Source organism: Runella defluvii (genome assembly GCF_014195535.1).
Taxonomy (GTDB): Bacteria; Bacteroidota; Bacteroidia; order Cytophagales; family Spirosomataceae; genus Runella; species Runella defluvii.
Genome location: NZ_JACIBY010000008.1, coordinates 152,807 through 168,956 on the forward strand (window position 1 = coordinate 152,807; position 16,150 = coordinate 168,956).

Annotated in this window: 14 protein-coding genes; 2 read left to right on the top strand and 12 right to left on the bottom strand. The window is 47.0% G+C overall.

The window, feature by feature from the left end; translation table 11 throughout:
- Positions 1-48: 48 nt before the first annotated feature.
- From FHS57_RS18920 to FHS57_RS18940, 5 genes are all read right to left on the bottom strand, one after another.
- Positions 49-1,284, bottom strand: a complete 1,236-nt coding sequence (locus FHS57_RS18920; RefSeq protein ID WP_183976430.1) for a restriction endonuclease subunit S — start codon at positions 1,282-1,284, stop codon at positions 49-51.
- Positions 1,275-1,415 carry a hypothetical protein gene (locus FHS57_RS18925; protein WP_183976431.1) on the bottom strand — a complete coding sequence of 47 codons (141 nt, stop codon included), beginning with the start codon at positions 1,413-1,415 and terminating at the stop codon, positions 1,275-1,277. The genes FHS57_RS18920 and FHS57_RS18925 overlap by 10 nt, the downstream gene beginning before the upstream one ends.
- Positions 1,416-1,707: 292 nt before the next feature.
- Positions 1,708-3,171 (bottom strand): type I restriction-modification system subunit M, encoded by a 1,464-nt coding sequence (locus FHS57_RS18930; protein ID WP_183976432.1) that lies wholly within the window; start codon positions 3,169-3,171, stop codon positions 1,708-1,710.
- Positions 3,172-3,217: 46 nt separating this feature from the next.
- Positions 3,218-4,360 carry a DUF4249 domain-containing protein gene (locus FHS57_RS18935; protein WP_183976434.1) on the bottom strand — a complete coding sequence of 381 codons (1,143 nt, stop codon included), beginning with the start codon at positions 4,358-4,360 and terminating at the stop codon, positions 3,218-3,220.
- 41 nt (positions 4,361-4,401) lie between these two features.
- A complete protein-coding gene (locus tag FHS57_RS18940; RefSeq protein ID WP_183976436.1) occupies positions 4,402-5,268 on the bottom strand; it encodes a helix-turn-helix domain-containing protein in 867 nt (288 codons plus the stop codon).
- 143 nt (positions 5,269-5,411) lie between these two features.
- On the opposite strand from FHS57_RS18940, the gene FHS57_RS18945 reads away from it, so the two are divergent.
- Both FHS57_RS18945 and FHS57_RS18950 read left to right on the top strand, forming a co-directional pair.
- Positions 5,412-6,230, top strand: a complete 819-nt coding sequence (locus FHS57_RS18945; protein WP_183976438.1) for a phytanoyl-CoA dioxygenase family protein — start codon at positions 5,412-5,414, stop codon at positions 6,228-6,230.
- Between the two features lie 101 nt (positions 6,231-6,331).
- Entirely contained in the window at positions 6,332-7,030 is a 699-nt protein-coding gene (locus FHS57_RS18950) for a ComF family protein (RefSeq protein ID WP_183976440.1), read from the top strand.
- On the opposite strand, the gene FHS57_RS18955 is transcribed toward FHS57_RS18950, so the two are convergent.
- The 7 genes from FHS57_RS18955 to FHS57_RS18985 form a co-directional block, all read right to left on the bottom strand.
- The gene (locus tag FHS57_RS18955) at positions 7,027-7,650 is read right to left on the bottom strand and encodes a dihydrofolate reductase family protein (RefSeq protein WP_183976442.1); all 624 of its coding nucleotides are present in this window, start codon (positions 7,648-7,650) and stop codon (positions 7,027-7,029) included. The two genes, FHS57_RS18950 and FHS57_RS18955, sit on opposite strands and share 4 nt — an antisense overlap.
- A 211-nt stretch (positions 7,651-7,861) precedes the next feature.
- Positions 7,862-9,463, bottom strand: coding sequence for an SGNH/GDSL hydrolase family protein (locus FHS57_RS18960; RefSeq protein ID WP_183976444.1), 1,602 nt, complete (start codon positions 9,461-9,463; stop codon positions 7,862-7,864).
- A 32-nt stretch (positions 9,464-9,495) separates the two neighbouring features.
- The gene (locus FHS57_RS18965) at positions 9,496-10,416 is read right to left on the bottom strand and encodes a cyanophycinase (RefSeq protein ID WP_183976446.1); all 921 of its coding nucleotides are present in this window, start codon (positions 10,414-10,416) and stop codon (positions 9,496-9,498) included.
- Positions 10,413-11,852: a phytoene desaturase family protein gene (locus tag FHS57_RS18970; RefSeq protein ID WP_183976448.1), complete on the bottom strand. Its 1,440-nt coding sequence runs from the start codon at positions 11,850-11,852 to the stop codon at positions 10,413-10,415. Before FHS57_RS18970 ends, FHS57_RS18965 begins: the two co-directional genes overlap by 4 nt.
- Before the next feature lie 13 nt (positions 11,853-11,865).
- Positions 11,866-13,272, bottom strand: coding sequence for an APC family permease (locus FHS57_RS18975; RefSeq protein WP_183976450.1), 1,407 nt, complete (start codon positions 13,270-13,272; stop codon positions 11,866-11,868).
- 4 nt (positions 13,273-13,276) lie between these two features.
- Positions 13,277-14,440, bottom strand: coding sequence for an LLM class flavin-dependent oxidoreductase (locus FHS57_RS18980; protein WP_183976452.1), 1,164 nt, complete (start codon positions 14,438-14,440; stop codon positions 13,277-13,279).
- Positions 14,440-16,146, bottom strand: coding sequence for an amidohydrolase (locus FHS57_RS18985; protein ID WP_183976454.1), 1,707 nt, complete (start codon positions 16,144-16,146; stop codon positions 14,440-14,442). Before FHS57_RS18985 ends, FHS57_RS18980 begins: the two co-directional genes overlap by 1 nt.
- Between the last annotated feature and the right edge of the window lie 4 nt (positions 16,147-16,150).

A 16,150-nucleotide genomic window follows, 5' to 3' on the forward strand; every position in this document is an offset into this window, starting at 1 on the left:
GCTATTTTAGGGTTTACTTTTTGCTACTGAACTTGAATAACTGTCCTTCTACTCCGCCACCAACTCCCCCTTGAAGGCTTTTTGAAGCAGGGTTTGGAAGAGGGAGTATGAATAGTCAAGCCCTAATATTGCATTTAATTTAGCCTTTTCAACCTCTAAACAAAGGTTCTCGTATTTCATTTGCTTGTTGATTGGAGGAATAAAAACAGGAAAAGATTTTAATTGACTGGAATTTATTGTTGCTATACCTGTTGTTTGTTTGGCTGCTTTTAAAAAGTATTTTTTGCCATGTTTACTGCCAATTAGTTTCGCGAGAAAAAAGGGCTTGACAGAATCATTTTTAACTCTAATTCTAAAAAGATGATTTTGAAATATACAGCCAGGAATTTCTTCATTCCAAGTTGTACCTCTGCCTAATTTATCAGGGTCTCCTCCCTCTGTGAGTAATATGTCAGATTTTAGTAATTGATACTTCTGGTAATCAGAGGATTTAACTTTAATAGATTTGATTTCAGATAAATCTAAATAGCCATCTTGGACATTTGCCACCCTCAAATAAGGTGCATCAACCATCTCCGAATATTCAAGTTTCTCATTTTTTGTTACACCGTTTGTAATTTCAGAAACCTCTGAAAGTAAGCATTTAGAGGTTTCTTTGCCTGAGAAATCGCCAAACATATCAATAAAAATAGCTTGGGCGAGTTCGTCGTATTTTTTGAGGAGTTCTTGGTCTTTGCGGCGCAGGGCATCGGCAGCATCCAGTATCTCCGCAATCCGCTTTTGAACGGAGAGAGGTGGGAGAGGGATTTGGATTTGTTTTAAATGAGATGGCCCAAAATTAGGCTGGGCAGAGCCAGTTATTATCCTTTTAATTTGACTTGTAAAATCTATTGACTTTATAAAAAACCATAAATACCTTTTATAAAGTAGATTATTTTTGGGCTTTATTTTGATTATACTGGTATTTAAACACAAAGGAAGATGTTCGTTGCTAACTTCTGCTATTTTTCCCCAAGTTACTCCAGATGATGCCATAACATAATCACCTTCTTCCAACAAAAAATGTTTATATTTTAATTCAACCTCATTATATGAAAGATGATTAATAGTGTTCGTTAAATCAATTTTGTCATCAACAAGATTTCTGATATTTATAAGTTTTATACCATTATCTTGAAACTGCCAATTTCGAACACCTGGTCCCTCAAGAAATTCAACAATATCTACGAAATTATAAATTTCCCACTTCACACCACTATTATTTTTTATTGTTTCTATTTCCATGCTTTGAGTTCATTTAAGATAAATGCTTCGAGTTGTTCTTTTTTGGGTAGTTCGAGCACTCTTGTTATTATTGAATTGATTTTGTCAGTAAATTCGTCGGATGGCGTCCGACGAATTCCATTTTTTTTCACAATCAGGTGTTTGAGATTCGTCAGTTAACGACTGACGAATTAAGGCTCTTTGATGATTTTACAGACAAAGTTCAACCTCACCCCACCCTCTCCTTTCTGGAGAGGGCTTAAACCCCCTTCTCCAGAAAAGACGGAACCGCCCGAGCGGAAGGGTTAGGGGAGGTGCGCCGCTGCGCTGAGGTTTAGTTTCCAAATTGCAAGTAACTTCATAAAATACCCAAATTGAATATGGCAATGCTCTTCTTTGTTATAGCTGCTCACTTCAAAGCGACGCGAGCGACTGCCGTGCAGATTAGGCTAACATCGCTTTTAATTGGTTCAACAACTCGGCACGTTCGGCATCCAAGGCTTCGATTTGCCCAATAATCACGCTGGGTTTTTCGTAGGTTTTTTCTTCATAGACCACTTCCTTGTAGCGGTTGATGCTCAGGTCGTACTTGTTGTCCTGTATTTCTTTGAGCGGCACCATAAAACTCTTGTCGGTGCGGCGGCGGGTGCTTTCGGCTGGGAGGTGGTGGTAGCGGTTTACAATATCGGCAATGTCGTTGGCCTCTACGGGCTGGCGTTTGTCGTCGAGGCTAAAACCATCGGCCTGCATGTCATAAAACCACACTTGGTCGGTGCCGCCGCTGTTGGTTTTGGTAAACACCAACACGGCCGTACTTACTCCCGCGTAAGGCTTAAACACCCCACTGGGCATCGAAATAACGGCTTGGAGTTTCTGGCGGTCAATGAGTTCTTGGCGGATTTGGAGGTGGGCTTTGCTACTGCCAAACAGCACGCCGTCGGGTACAATCACGGCACAGCGGCCACCGAGTTTGAGCCCCTTCAAAATCAAGGCCAAAAACAACAATTCGGTTTTTTTGCTGTCCACCACCGCAAGTATTTTCCCATCTACGGCCTCGCGGTCGAGGCTACCTTTGAAGGGAGGATTGGCCAGTACGAGGGTGGCTTTGTCGGCAAAACCCGTATTGGCTTCGCTGAGGGCGTCCACGTCCATCAGTTGCGGGTTTTCGATGCCGTGCAGCATGAGGTTCATGCCACCGATGCGAATCATGGTCGGGTCAAACTCCATGCCCATAAACATCTTCTGCTGAAAATGCGCTTTGACGCTGTCGGTGTATAAGTCTTTTTCAAAATGCTCGCGGATGTACTCGCCCGCCACGGTGAGGAAGCCCGCCGTGCCACAACTGGGGTCGCAAATGACGTCTTCGAGGGTAGGCTGCACCATGTCCACCATCATACGGATGATGTGCCGGGGCGTGCGAAACTGCCCGTTTTGGCCTGCGGAGGCAATTTTGCTCAGGAGGTACTCATAGACATCGCCCTTGGTGTCGCGGTCGCTCATGTTGATGTTGGAAATCATTTCCACCACCTGCGCCAGCAACCTCGGCGTAGGGATCATAAACGTAGCGCCCTTCATAAATTTGCTAAAAGCTGCGCTTTTGTTGCCCACGTTGCGCAGGAAGTCAAAGACGCCTTGGTCTTTGGTAAAAAGGCGGTACATCACCTCGGGGTCCATATTTTTGAAATGACTCCAACGCAGTTCGGCCTCATCGGCGGTATAAATGGGGTCTTCAATGGGCTTTTTGAGCAAATTGGCTTTCGACTCTTTTTGGGTTTGCAGCTCGTCGAGGCGGCGGATAAAAAGCAAATAGGTCATCTGCTCAATAACGGTGATGGGGTTAGAGAGGCCACCCGTCCAAAATGCTTCCCATACTTTGTCTATTTGCGATTTTAGGTCTCCAGTAATCATAGTTTTTTTAATAGTAAACTTACAAAGTTATCAAATCCCCCCCCTTCTACCAATACGCAGGTCGCTTGTTCGTGCCGCCTTGGGTGCGGCAGTCGCTGCACGGGATGCTGCCGATGGTGTAAAAAGCAATGGGGGAACCTGGCACGGGGTGCTCGATAAGGACCAAAAACGACGCATTGGTCGATTTACGGATGATTTCGGGCTCGGGAAGGGTGTCGAGGGGCTCGCAGAGTTGGTCTTGCACCGTAAATCTGCCTAAGTATTCGGTGATGAATAACCGCTTGAATTGGGGCGTTGAAGCACTGAAAAACCCAAATACAGGTTCTTCGGGTGAGGTGACGGAGCTGATATTGCCCGTTATTTGCGAGGGTTGTCCATCAAAGAGGCTGCCCGTGATTTCGTTGGTTTTGGAAAGTGCCGCCCAATAATCAAACTCTTCCCGCGATAGCCCGTATTGACGTACCAAAATGCTGTACCTTCTGGCTAATTTCCCGCTGATGGACAACACCGTCGTGAGGGGTACATCTTGAACAACATCTTGGCTTAGGCGTAAGGTGTTTGCCAACGTAATTTGGGCCGATTTTTGGTTGCCCCAGCAGGTGTTGATGTCTTCGGTACGTGGTCTAACTTTCCCCGCCACGACCTCATAACCCGAATACAAGGGTGCTTGATACTCCCACGTTTCTTCAAAGTTCCAACGGTAAAAACGAGTTTTGTTCAGCGGGTCATGGGTATTGACGAATATTTGCACGTTGGTACGCGCTTGATTGACACGGTAAGTGACGCTATCAATGGCAGGCGTTTGGATGAGTGGGACGTAGGTCGAAAGGTATTCTTTGCCGCCAATGGTTTGAATGTGTAGCCGAAACTTTTCACTTTCGGTAGCCGAAAACGCTTTTAAAGTATAAACGCCAGGCTGGGTTTCAACGAGGTTATAGGTATTGCCTCGGTCGCTTTCGACTTTCACTTGGGCGCGTTGTTCAAGCAACGTAGCCCCCGTTTGTTTGACTTTTTGGGTACGACTCAAGCGTATTTCACTGGTAATAGAGGGGTTGAGTGTCCCTTCCACCACTAGGTAATTTTGTGCCTGATTCACCTCAGGTGGCGAATAAGATTCGATACAGCCATCGCTCAGATAGCAAATAACTACGAAAAGTAATAGAGATGAAAGTCGAGATAGATAGGTCATGGCGCGTGGAATTAGTTAAAAAAGAACCACACACCCAAAAACTACCTAAGGGGGTTCGTTTTTCGAAAGGCCAAGGGGGACTGACCCATTTGCCGCCTGAAAGTTTGGTGAAAATTAGACAAGTTATGAAACCCACATTCGAGCCCAATCTGGGCTACACTCAGCTCGGAGGTAGTCAGAAGTTTGCAAGCATGGTTGATTTTGAGGTGATTAAGGTATTCGATGTACGTTTTTTTTGTCCGTTTTTTGAAGTAACGACAAAAGGCAGGCACCGTCAAATGGGCGACATCGGCGATGGTTTCGAGCGAAATTTCCTCTTGAAAATGGGCCAACGTAAATTCTAAAATACGTTTCATCCGTTCGGTTTCTGAGTCGTCGATGGTAAGGCGATACGTAGGGCTTGCCAGCGACCGAAAGGGGGTTTGAGTGGCAAGCTGCAATAAAATGTCGAGCAAAGCCACCAACCGAAAGCCTTCCGTAAGGGTAGGAAGTTGGAGGAGTTTTTGGTGAAGGGTGGGGGAGATGGCGCTAAAAACAAGGCCACTTTCTGATTTTAGAAGCAAAGAACGAATGGATTTAAAATCAGGGACTTTGTTGATAAAGTCGTTGACCCACTGCGGCGGAAATTGAACAACGACGGCTTGGGCGGTCAGCTTAGAATTCTGTTGGTAAAATTCGACGGAGTTGCGCCAAAAATGCGGAACGTGGGCGCCTAACAGTACTAAATCGCCTGCGTCGAAAGCCTCGATGCTATCGGCTACGAAACGCTGTCCAGCGCCCTGAATGATGTAAGTAAGTTCAAATTCGGGGTGATAATGCCAGGGCGCGTCGAAATAGGGACGCTCAAACGCCCTAACGAGAAAAGAGGAGGTATGTTCAAACGTCAGTTGTTCAAGCAGCGGTCGCATATAAAATGTAGAATATTGCTTTTTTATTTTAAAATAAGCAACAATAAGAGTTAAAATACTACATTAATTGGCTAAAAAACAGAATTTTTGAAATTCAACGAATACGGTACTTTGCATCATCAAACAACGCAATCGAAACGTATATGCAAAAGTCAGCCTTACTCGAAGAATTATCAACTCCCTATGCTGTACCTGCCGAAGCAGTGGCATTTTACCGCGAAAATGGTTACGTAAAGCTTAAAAATGTGCTCAGCGCCGAGGCGATTGCGTATTACGGGGAAATCATTACGGATTTGGTTTTTAAGCTCAACAAACTCACCAAACCCATGGAAGAGCGAACTACCTACGAAAAAGCTTTTCTACAGATTATGAACCTTTGGCGGGAAGATGAAACCGCGAAAGAATTTGTGTTTTCAAAGCGTTTGGCGCAAATCGCCGCCGATTTGATGGAAGTAGAGGGGGTGCGTTTGTACCACGACCAAGCCCTTTATAAAGAGCCAAGTGGCGGCATCACTCCTTGGCACGCTGATCAGTTTTACTGGCCTTTGGCTTCGCCCAAAACTGTCACGGTTTGGATACCGCTGCAAGCGACGCCCTTGGAAATGGGGCCGTTGGCATTTGCCGAAAAAAGTCAGTTGGTCGAAATCGGGCGGGACGTGGAAATCAGCGATGAAAGCGAAGCCCTGATGCAACAATCGCTTACGCAGTTTTCGCTCCATGAAACGCCGTTTGATTTGGGCGAAGTAAGCTACCACGCGGGTTGGTTGTTTCACCGTGCGGGTGCCAACGTCTCTGGCAAAGCCCGTAAAGTGATGACGATGATTTATATGGATAAAGACCAGCAAATAATGGCGCCAAAGAACAGTTATCAAAAAGCAGATTGGGAAACGTGGTTGGCGTCGGCACCCGTTGGTAGTAAACCTGAAAGCTACTTAAATCCAATTTTGTTTAGTCATTCATAAAGTAACGTCAGAGACGTTAGGCCGTGTGCGTCCCGACTTCAAGTCGGGACGAGCCGTAACTTTCAGGCTGGTTTGAAGTCAAAAAGAAAAGACATGAAACCATGAACGTACTTCTTCGCCTCTGGAACGATTTACTTGATTTATTTTACCCCAATACCTGCTGCGCTTGCACCACGCCGTTGGTCGGAAACGAAGCATGTCTTTGTACTTCATGCCGCCTGACATTGCCTCGCTCACAGTCACACACCCTCTTCACGCCTGAACTGGCCAACAAATTTGCGGGAAAAGTGGCGGTTTCTTTCGTTTATACTTTCTTGAAATTTGAAAAAGGAGGCAAAGTTCAGCGTTTGCTGCACCAGTTGAAGTACAAAAATCGTCCTGAAGTGGGGCAGGTGATAGGACGGCTTTACGGCGAGGAACTTCGGGCGGGAGACGTCCAAAAGCAAATTGATTTGTTGTTGCCCGTTCCCCTTCACCCCCGTAAAAAAGCACAACGAGGCTACAACCAAAGTGATATGTTTGCCGAAGGACTGTCGGAAACCTTGGGTGTTCCGTGGTCGGCGGAGGTGCTGGCGAGGGCGCAATTTACCTCCACCCAAACCCGAAAAACCCGCTTAGAACGCTTTGAAAACGTATCGGGGATTTTTGAGGTAGTTCGTCCTGCGGAAGTACTAGGAAAACGAATTGCGATTGTGGACGATGTCGTTACCACGGGTTCTACACTCGAATCGGCCGTGGCGACTTTGCTTGAGAACGGTGCTAATGAGGTTTCGGTGATTACGATAGCGGCGGCGTATTAAGGTTTTTTTGCCAGTTTGTATTTTATATGGGTTGTTAGATGGGAGGGTATTACTTCTTGGATGTGAAGGTCATATTTGTCTTTATCAATACCATCAAAAAGGCGAATCCCACTGCCTAGAAAAACGGGTGCAATATGAATAAAGAATTCATCCACAAGTCCAGCATTTAGAAATTGTTGAATCGTGTTTGCACCGCCTTGTATTCTTATGTCTTTTCCTTTTGCTGATTGTTTTGCTTTTTCCAGCGCACTTTCTATGCCATCATTTATAAAGTAAAAAGAGGTTGTCCCTTCTTGAATCCAAGGGGGGCGTTTTTCGTTTGTTAACACATAAACGTCCGCTTTATACAGGTCATTGGGCCAACTAGCTTCTCCTTCCTCAAACATACGTTTACCCATTATAAATGCACCCGTTCGTTCAATAGTTTCTCTTATAAACTTTCCGTCAAGGCCATCTTCTTTCCCTCCCTCAAACCCTAGGTACTCCCAAAAAGCTTTTTGATTAAACATCCACGAATGAATTTGTCCCGAAACCCCACCCATAGGATTTTTAGGGCTTCTGTTATCTCCTGCGAAAAATCCATCAAGAGATATTCCGCTATCGAAAATTATTTTGCTCATGTTTTTTCTTGGTTTAGATGGTTGTTCGCAGTTAAAATACGAAACCAATTAATTGCAAATGTATGTGCAGCTAATTGGTTTCGCAAATTTGTTGGTGTTTTTTTAGGGGGAATTGCTAATAAATGGTTGTATTGACGGAGTAGCCTGCATCGCAGTTTATTGGGTCAATACTTGTTAGACTGAGTGAAATACGCGCAATGAATTACCCTATTTATTCTTTCCCACCACGCTTTCTATCTGCTTCAACAAAACGTATCAACTCCTCCGCAATGGAGCGCTGTGCATCGGTGGAGAGATGCACGCCATCGGTTGTTTTGGCCTCAAACCCTACCGAAAGCGAAGAAAAAGTATCCAAAATAAGCAAGTGGCGTTCGGTGGCCAATTGCCGTAAAAACTGATTCAAGCGTCGCACACACTCATTGCCACCTTCGTACTTAGCAATCGCCTTGGTATGATCAATGGGCGGCGGAGTCATTAAAATAAGACGTGTTTTGTGAGGGGCGTACAATTTACTGCTCTGAAGTTTGTCCAATAAGGCTTGGTAGTTCTTCTTTACTACTTCAAAATCAGCGGCAAAAATGGCTTTACAGTCGTTGGTGCCCAGCGCAATCGTAATATAGTCGAAAGGCTCTTGGTAGTTTTTAGCCGAAGCCATCTGTACCAATGAATCCAAGTTGCGCAAAGTGTTGAGCTTGGGGTTATCAAGGTTATTAAATCCAACCGTATTGCCCGAAATCGAGTAGTTGACGATGTTACTAAACGGAAGTGTCCCCACCAACTGATTTACCCAGCTATTGGGCGGTTGTTCATTGGAAGCTCCAATCGCTAGCAACCGCATCGAGGTTGGGTTTGCTTTTTGTCCTTGCACGGGGATAAGCCCCAACGCTACTTGGGTCAATTGCTCGTGGGTACCATCAAAAATTCTGAGGCCGACATTGCCCGATTTTTTCTGTACATACAGCTTTCGACCTTCCAAAAATGGCCCCGATACGTGGGATAACTGTCGCTGACTTAGGAGGGTAATGATCTCTTTGTCAGTGACTTTGTCTTTGTTGCGTTTGGCAAGTTTATTGTAAAACTGAATGGATTGAGTAATGGGAACTGAGCCCGTGTACCCGTCGTTGACACCCGTGTAAATAAACAACTCGCTAGGGCGGTTTTTGATGGTATCAAACAGCGGAGAGCGGCTGCGCATTTCGGTAACAGTAGGCGTTCCGTTGTCGGATGTACTTTTCAAGATTTGTCCCGCATAGGCTAGGTTACGGCGAGACGTTTCGTGGTACCAACTCTCAAGGTCGGAAATAGGTACCCAAGCCGAAAATGATTTAACAGGCAACTTTAAACGACTGTAACACAGTAAAGTAGCGTATCCACCCCCCGACACCCCAACGATATGCACTTCGCTGGGGTCGATGCGTTCGGTCTTGAGTAAATGTTGGATGATGTCCTCAATATCGCTGATAACCAGCTTACTGCCAGTGGCTTCTTTGCGGTTGTTTGGCCCTCTAAAATCGGGATGGACATAATAATAACCCTTTTCAACTACCTTAAAAACCAAAGGGTCAAGCTGGGTATAGTCGCCGCTCCACGTATGTAGGCTGACGATTAAAGGCCGCTTTTCGGACGGGTTGGTGGGCGCAAAAAAGAGAGCTTTTTGTTCGGCTCCGTCAACGCTACTTTTTACCGAAATCTCTTTGACTCCTTCGGGCCATTTTTTCTTTTGCGTGTCATCCCAAGCTGTTTGAGCCATTCCGTTCAAGCAAAACGCCAATAAAAGAAGAGGAGAAAAAAGCGAATTTAATAAAAGCTTCATTGCGGTGGGTGAGTGTCGTGTAAAGTTAGTGCTTAACGATTGGGAGCGGTAGTGTTTCTTCTATTTTCTTGAATAACTTTTCGTTGTTGTAAATCATACTTTTGGCCGCTGCTCAACAAAATAAAAGGCCCATTGGAAGCGGTGTGGTCTTCGTTATTGTTGACCACGTGAGAAGCACCTTTACCGATTATCGTTTGGTAATCATAGACGGCCACGTACGTTTTTCCAACGACTTCGAAGGTATCTTTTTGTACCAAAACGGCAGTGGATTCGTCCAAGCCAAGACCAATCAAATCGGGCGATTGACGAATAAAATCCACCAAATCAAACTGGCGGTTTCGACGAAGTAAGTGCTGGTCGATGGCCGAATTTTTGAGAAAACCCAGTCCTTGGGTATGGTCTCCAACCAAGATATGAGGGCCTTTGGTGTCGCCGCGCCACAAAAACGACCCTTGAATACTCGCCCCCGCTGACGTACCCGCAATGACCCCGCCGCGCTCCAATACCTCGTTGAAAGCTTGGTGCGTAAGCGTATTGAGGTAGGAATCTGCAATGCGCCACTGACGTCCACCCACAAAAAAAACGCCCGTCGCCTGACGGAGCGACGCGACAAACGCCTCACTGTTGGCCTCTTTGAGGTTTTTGGTGTGGAGTAATGTCACTTGCGAAGCGCCCGTTTGTCTTTTTACCAGTTCTACGTGCGACGGACTCAAGGCCGCCGAATCTCCCGCTGCCGCAGTTACTACCACTAACTTTGCTTTCTCTTTTCCACCTGCCAATTCAATGAATTTTGCCCAAATTTCGGGGGGAATCGTGCCGCCGCCAATGATGAGCAACGCGCCTTTTTCGGGGCCGTGGCGCGTGATAGTTTTTTCGTTGATGGTAATGGGCGTTTGGGCAATGAGGGTAAACGGCAGAAAAAATACCAAAAGGATGCGTAATAGGTGTTTCATTGGGGAGTGGTTAGGTTAAAAATGTCTTTAAGGACTTGTTTGGCGGCGTGGTATCCGCTCATTCCGTGAACGCCTCCGCCTGGTGGGGTAGAGGCAGAACAAAGATACAAACCTTTGGTGGAGGTACGATAAGGTGACCAACGTAAAGCGGGGCGCGTAAAAAGTTGGTCAAACGTGACGGCCCCCCCGTTGATGTCTCCCCCGATGTAATTGGCGTTATATTCTTCCAATTGGGCGGTATGGAAGGTGTTTTTTGCCAAAATTCGCTCTCGAAACCCTGGCGCAAACCGTTCAATTTGGTTCTCAATTGCCTCGGTCATGTCTTTGGTCGAACCGTTCGGGACGTGGCAATACCCCCAAAGCGTATGTTTCCCCTCGGGTGCGCGTGTTGTGTCGAACAAACTTTGTTGGGCTAGTAACACAAAAGGTTTTTCGGGGTGTTCTCCTTTCCAAGTGGCTCGTTCAGAAGCGGTTATTTCTTGGATGGTATTTCCCAAATGAAGTGTTCCTGCCAATCGCGCATCCCTCGACGTAAACGGCACAGGCCCATCCAATGCCCAATCTACTTTGAAAACCCCCATACCGTAGCGGTATTTTTCGAGCTGCCAACGGTAGATGGAAGAAAAGGTATGCCCAGCGATTTGGAGGAGCTGACGCGGAGTAATATCAAATAAAACCGCTTTTGACGAGGGTAATTGCGACAAAGAGGTCACCTGAAAGTTTCTCTCTACTTTTCCGCCCAACGCTTCAAAATAATCCCCCAACGAATTGGCAATTTGTTGGCTCCCTCCCTTGGGAATGGGCCACCCGCCGAGGTGCGCGGCGGTCATCAGCACCAAACCAATGGCCGAAGTAGTAGGTTGTTCAAGCGGCAAAATTGAATGAGCGGCCATACCTGACCAGAGGGCTTGAGCCGAGGGTGTCTTAAATTTTTTGGCCAGCCAAGTAGCGGGTTGCAGGGCCGAAAGCCCAAATTGAGCCAATTCGATGGGTTTTTCGGGAAACCGTAAAGGCCCCAAAATAGCGGGTATCAACGTGTCCCACTGCTGTTTGAGGGGTTTGATTAACGTTTTGTACGTCGTTTCATCACTCCCCAGCAGCGCGGCTGTTTCTTCCAAATGCCGAGTAAGCACGGCCGACGTACCATTGTCGAACGGATGAGCGGCGGCAATGGGAGCGTGCACAAATTCAAGCCCGTGGTTTTGCAGTGGCAACGACTTAAAAAAAGGCGAAGCCAATGCCATCGGATGAATGGCCGAGCAGATGTCGTGGTGAAAGCCTGGTAAGGTAAGTTCGGCGGTGCGCATTCCTCCTCCAAGGGTACTTTTGGCCTCGACCAACAGTACCGAAAGCCCTGCTCGTTGGAGGGTAATGGCGGCCGCAAGCCCGTTGGGCCCCGAACCTACTACGATGGCGTCAAAGTCTGTATGAGGCATGGTTCTGAACTTTTTACTTTTTAACCCAATAATAAACAGGAACGCCCAACCCCGCAATGATAAGCCCGGGCCACGTGTAGGTGGGTTTGTAAATGATTAACAAGGTACAAAACGCCAGTCCCATTAAAATGTAAATAGCAGGCAAAATAGGGTAACCCCAAGCTTTGTAGGGGCGGTCGAGGGTGGGTTCTTTTTTGCGTAGAACGTAGATAGCGGCTATCGTCAATACGTAAAAAATGACAACCACAAACGAAATCATGTCGAGCAAATCGCCGTAGCGACCGCTCAGGCTCAGCGCTACCGCCACCAAAAACTGCAACCAAAGAGCATATTCGGGTACGGCATTTTTGTTGAGTTCGCCCGTTTTGTTGAAAAAGAGGCCATCTTGCGCCATGCTGTAATACACCCTTGCCCCCGCTAAAATCATTCCGTTGGCACAACCAAAGGAAGAAATCAGGATTAAAATCGCAATAACGGCCGTGCCACTTGCCCCAAAAATAGCCTGTGCGGCCACGATTCCAACGCGGTCTTTTTCGGGCGTACCTAGGGCCTCGATGGGCAACACTGCCGTGAACATGAGGTTGATGGAAACGTAAATGAACGTAACCACGGCGGTTCCTATCAGTAAACTCAACCCAATGTTTCGTTTGGGGTTTTTGATTTCGCCCGCCACAAAGGTTACGTTGTTCCAAGCGTCGTAACTAATCACCGTTCCGACCAACGCCGCCGCAATGGCTCCCCACAGCGCGGGCGTATCGGCATATTGCTCAAAGTTTCCTGCTTTGGTAAGTTGCTGTAAGTGAAAAGGTTCACTCCAGTTTGACTGCCAGATGTCGGGTTTGAGATAAATAAAACCGAACAGCGTAAGCCCCAATAAACTCAAGAGTTTGGTGCTGGTAAAAATACTTTGAACGATTTTTCCCAGTTTTACTCCTTTGGTATTGAGGTACGTCAACAAAAAAAGTAAAACGATGGAAGAGAGCTGAGCAGGTGACACTTTAAAGGAATCACCTAGCTGAAAAGCCACTAAATCTTCGCTGAAAATAGGAAAAAAATAGGCCAAAAACTTGAAAAATGACACGCAAACGGCTGCAATTGTGCCCGTTTGGATGACGGTAAAAAGACTCCAACCGTAGAGGAACGCCACCAAACGGCCGTACGCTTCTTTCAAATACACGTATTGCCCCCCTGCTTTGGGGTACATTCCGCTGAGTTCGCCGTAACTTACGGCTGCCGTTAGGGTCATAAAACCGCCAATGAGCCAGACGATAATGAGCCAACCCGCCGAGCCGACGTTTCGGGTTACGTCGGCGCTGACGATGAATATCCCCGAGCCAATCATGCCGCTCGCAGCGAGCAAAGCCGCATCGACGAGTCCTAGTTCGCGTTTAAATTCAACTTTTTCTTCTTGTTGAGACATAGGCTTACACCAGTTCGGCGGTGGTTAGGGGAGTGGCAGGTATTTCGGTCGGGATTTTATCGTAAAGCCTCGGCAACGAAACATTAGGCAAATGAGGTAAAACCAGTTCTGCAAAGTGATTGGCTTCTTCAATCAGCGGAAAACCCGAAAAGATGAAAGCTCGGAAACCCATGTCCATGTAACGATTGAGTTTCGTCACAATCTGTTCGGCACTTCCTACCAGCCCACTACCGCAGCCCGAAAAGACTTTTCCAATGTGGGTCCAGAGAATTTCTTCCGTGTAGCCCTCGTCGTCGGCCGTTTTACGGAACTCGTCTTGTCGAATAACGCCTAACGAACGAGAGTCTTCGCCCCGCGCTCGGATTTCGGCGGCGCGTTTTTCATCAAATTTGGAAATCAGCTTTTTGGCATAAGTCCGTGCTTCTTCTTGCGTTTCGCGGGCTACTACGTGAATTCGGAGGCCAAAATCTATTTTTCGACCGTATTTTGCCGCTCTTGCAGTCATGTCTTGCATGGTTGCGTACATGGCTTCTTCTGACTCTGGCCACATCAAAAACACGTCGCAGTATTTGGCGCATACTTCTCTCGAACCCTCAGACGTTCCGCCAAAATAGAGCAGCGGGCCGCCGTTTTGGTAAGGTTTCACGGGGTCGGCGGGCATATCGAAGTTATAAATTTCACCTTTAAATTGGATGCGTTCCTGCGTCCAGGCTTGTTTCAGAATTTCGATGACTTCGGTACAGCGTTGGTACCTAAAATCGGCATTTTCGCGCGTGCCTGGAAGGTCAGAGTTAATAATGTTTAAGATAAGGCGTCCCTTCAGTTGGTGGTCGAGCGAAGCCAACGCTCTTGCCAACATCGGTGGGTGGATTTCGCCCGTCCGAATGGCCGCCAAAAAAGTGATTTGGCTTGTTTCTTGGGCCAATGCCGACGTAACCGTCAACACGTCTTGGCCTACGGTATAAGCCGTTGGGTACAAAATACTGCTATACCCTAAGCGTTCGGCCTCCAACGTGATGTCTCGGCAATGGTCAAAACTGCTCCTTCGGGTGCTGTCTAGTATGCCTAAGTACTCGGTATCACCGCCGATGATGTCATTAAACCATGATATTTCGGCGACTCTTTGGGTGGTTCGGATGTCGGCCGTTGTTATTTTTGAAAGTGTCATTACTTTTTCTTGAATACTGTTTTTCCCTCTTTGATGGTTTCGAGAACGACTACGTCTTTGATTTTTGACGGTTCAATCGTCAAAATGTCGTCCGAAAGCACGACTAAGTCGGCCAATTTTCCTTTTTCAATCGAACCTTTGGTATTTTCTTCAAAGTACTCGTAGGCTCCATTGATGGTAATGGCGCGCAGCCCTTCAAGCGGCGTAAGGCGTTCTTCGGGGCCAATGACCTTTCCCGAACGAGATTTTCGTTCGACGGACGTCCACAACAAAAACAATTGATTGATGGGTGTCACGCCAAAGTCGGTGTGATTGGTCGCAATGATTCCTTTGGTTTGGGCGGTTTTCAACGGACTCAAGAATTTCGCTCGGTCGTAGCCTAAGTTGGTCTCGTGCACATCGCCCCAGAAGAAGGCGTGGTTGCTAAAAAGCGAAGGTAAAAAACCGAGTTGTTTGTATTTGTCGAGCTGGTCGAGGCGCACAAACTGCGAGTGAATCACGACGGGGCGGCGGCCGAGGCTGGTTAAGCCCAGCACCTTATTGGCATTTTCTACGGCTGTGATGTACATGTCAATTGCCGCATCGCCATTGCAGTGCACGTAAGGCTGAATGTTGTTGGCAAAAGCTTTGATAATCGCATCGTTGAACTGTTCCTGCGTTACTACTGGAAATCCCCGACACTCGGCATGGTCGCAGCCAGGTACTTTGGTCAAATAAGCTTTGCCAAAAAAAGCGGTTTTCCCTTGGGGTGAACCGTCTGAGAAGAACTTAAATCCGTTGATTTTGAAGTGGTTTTTCAGCACGCCGTATTGGTAATTGGGATTATTGATGACTTTGTCAACAATGGGATACGATGGCAAAGCCTCAATATCAATCACTAATTCGCCCCGTTTTGAAGCTTCGCGGAGCAGCTCCAACGACTCAAAACTACTGCTGCCGTCTTGGGCGGTAGTGACGCCAAAGCTGGCGTAGTATTCCTGTTGCTCTTTGAGTTGGGCCAACCGCTCTTCTATAGTGCCCTTGCTCGAACCGCTCAGATTGACCCGCACCAATCCTTGGGCTTTTTCTTGAAGCAGCCCCGTTGGTTCTTTGGAGTTTTCTTTGCGTTCAATGACGCCCCCCGCAGGGTCAGGTGTTTCTGAGGTGACGCTTCCCGCTTTCAGTGCAGCCGAGTTGGCGACCGACATGTGCCCAGATACGTGCGTAATCACGACAGGGTTGTTGGGAAAAGCGGCGTCAAAATCTTCTTTGCGCGGGTGTCGTTTTTCTTCCAGTTGGTCAACGTCGTAGCCAAACCCACTAATCCAATCGCCTTCTTTGAGTCCCTTTTGGGCTTTAAACTTCTGTAATTCAGCGACGATGTCGGCAATTTTACGGATGTTTCCAACGGGTGGTGGGTTGAGGTTGGCCAAGTTAGCCCTGCCAAAACTCATGAAGTGGCTGTGGCCATCAATAAGGCCTGGCGTGACCGTTTTTCCACCCAAATCCACTACTTGGGTGTTTTTTCCTTTCAGTTTTTCAATGTCTTTGGTGGTGCCAACCGCTAAAATTTTGCCATCTTGGACGGCCACGGCTTGGGCAATGGAATTTTGGTTGTCCACCGTTATGATTTTACCGTTAATAAAAATCTTATCGGCGGAAGTTTTCTGAGCAAACACCGCCGTGCTTGCCCAGAAAAGTGAGATACTAAGAATGACTTTTTTCATCGAA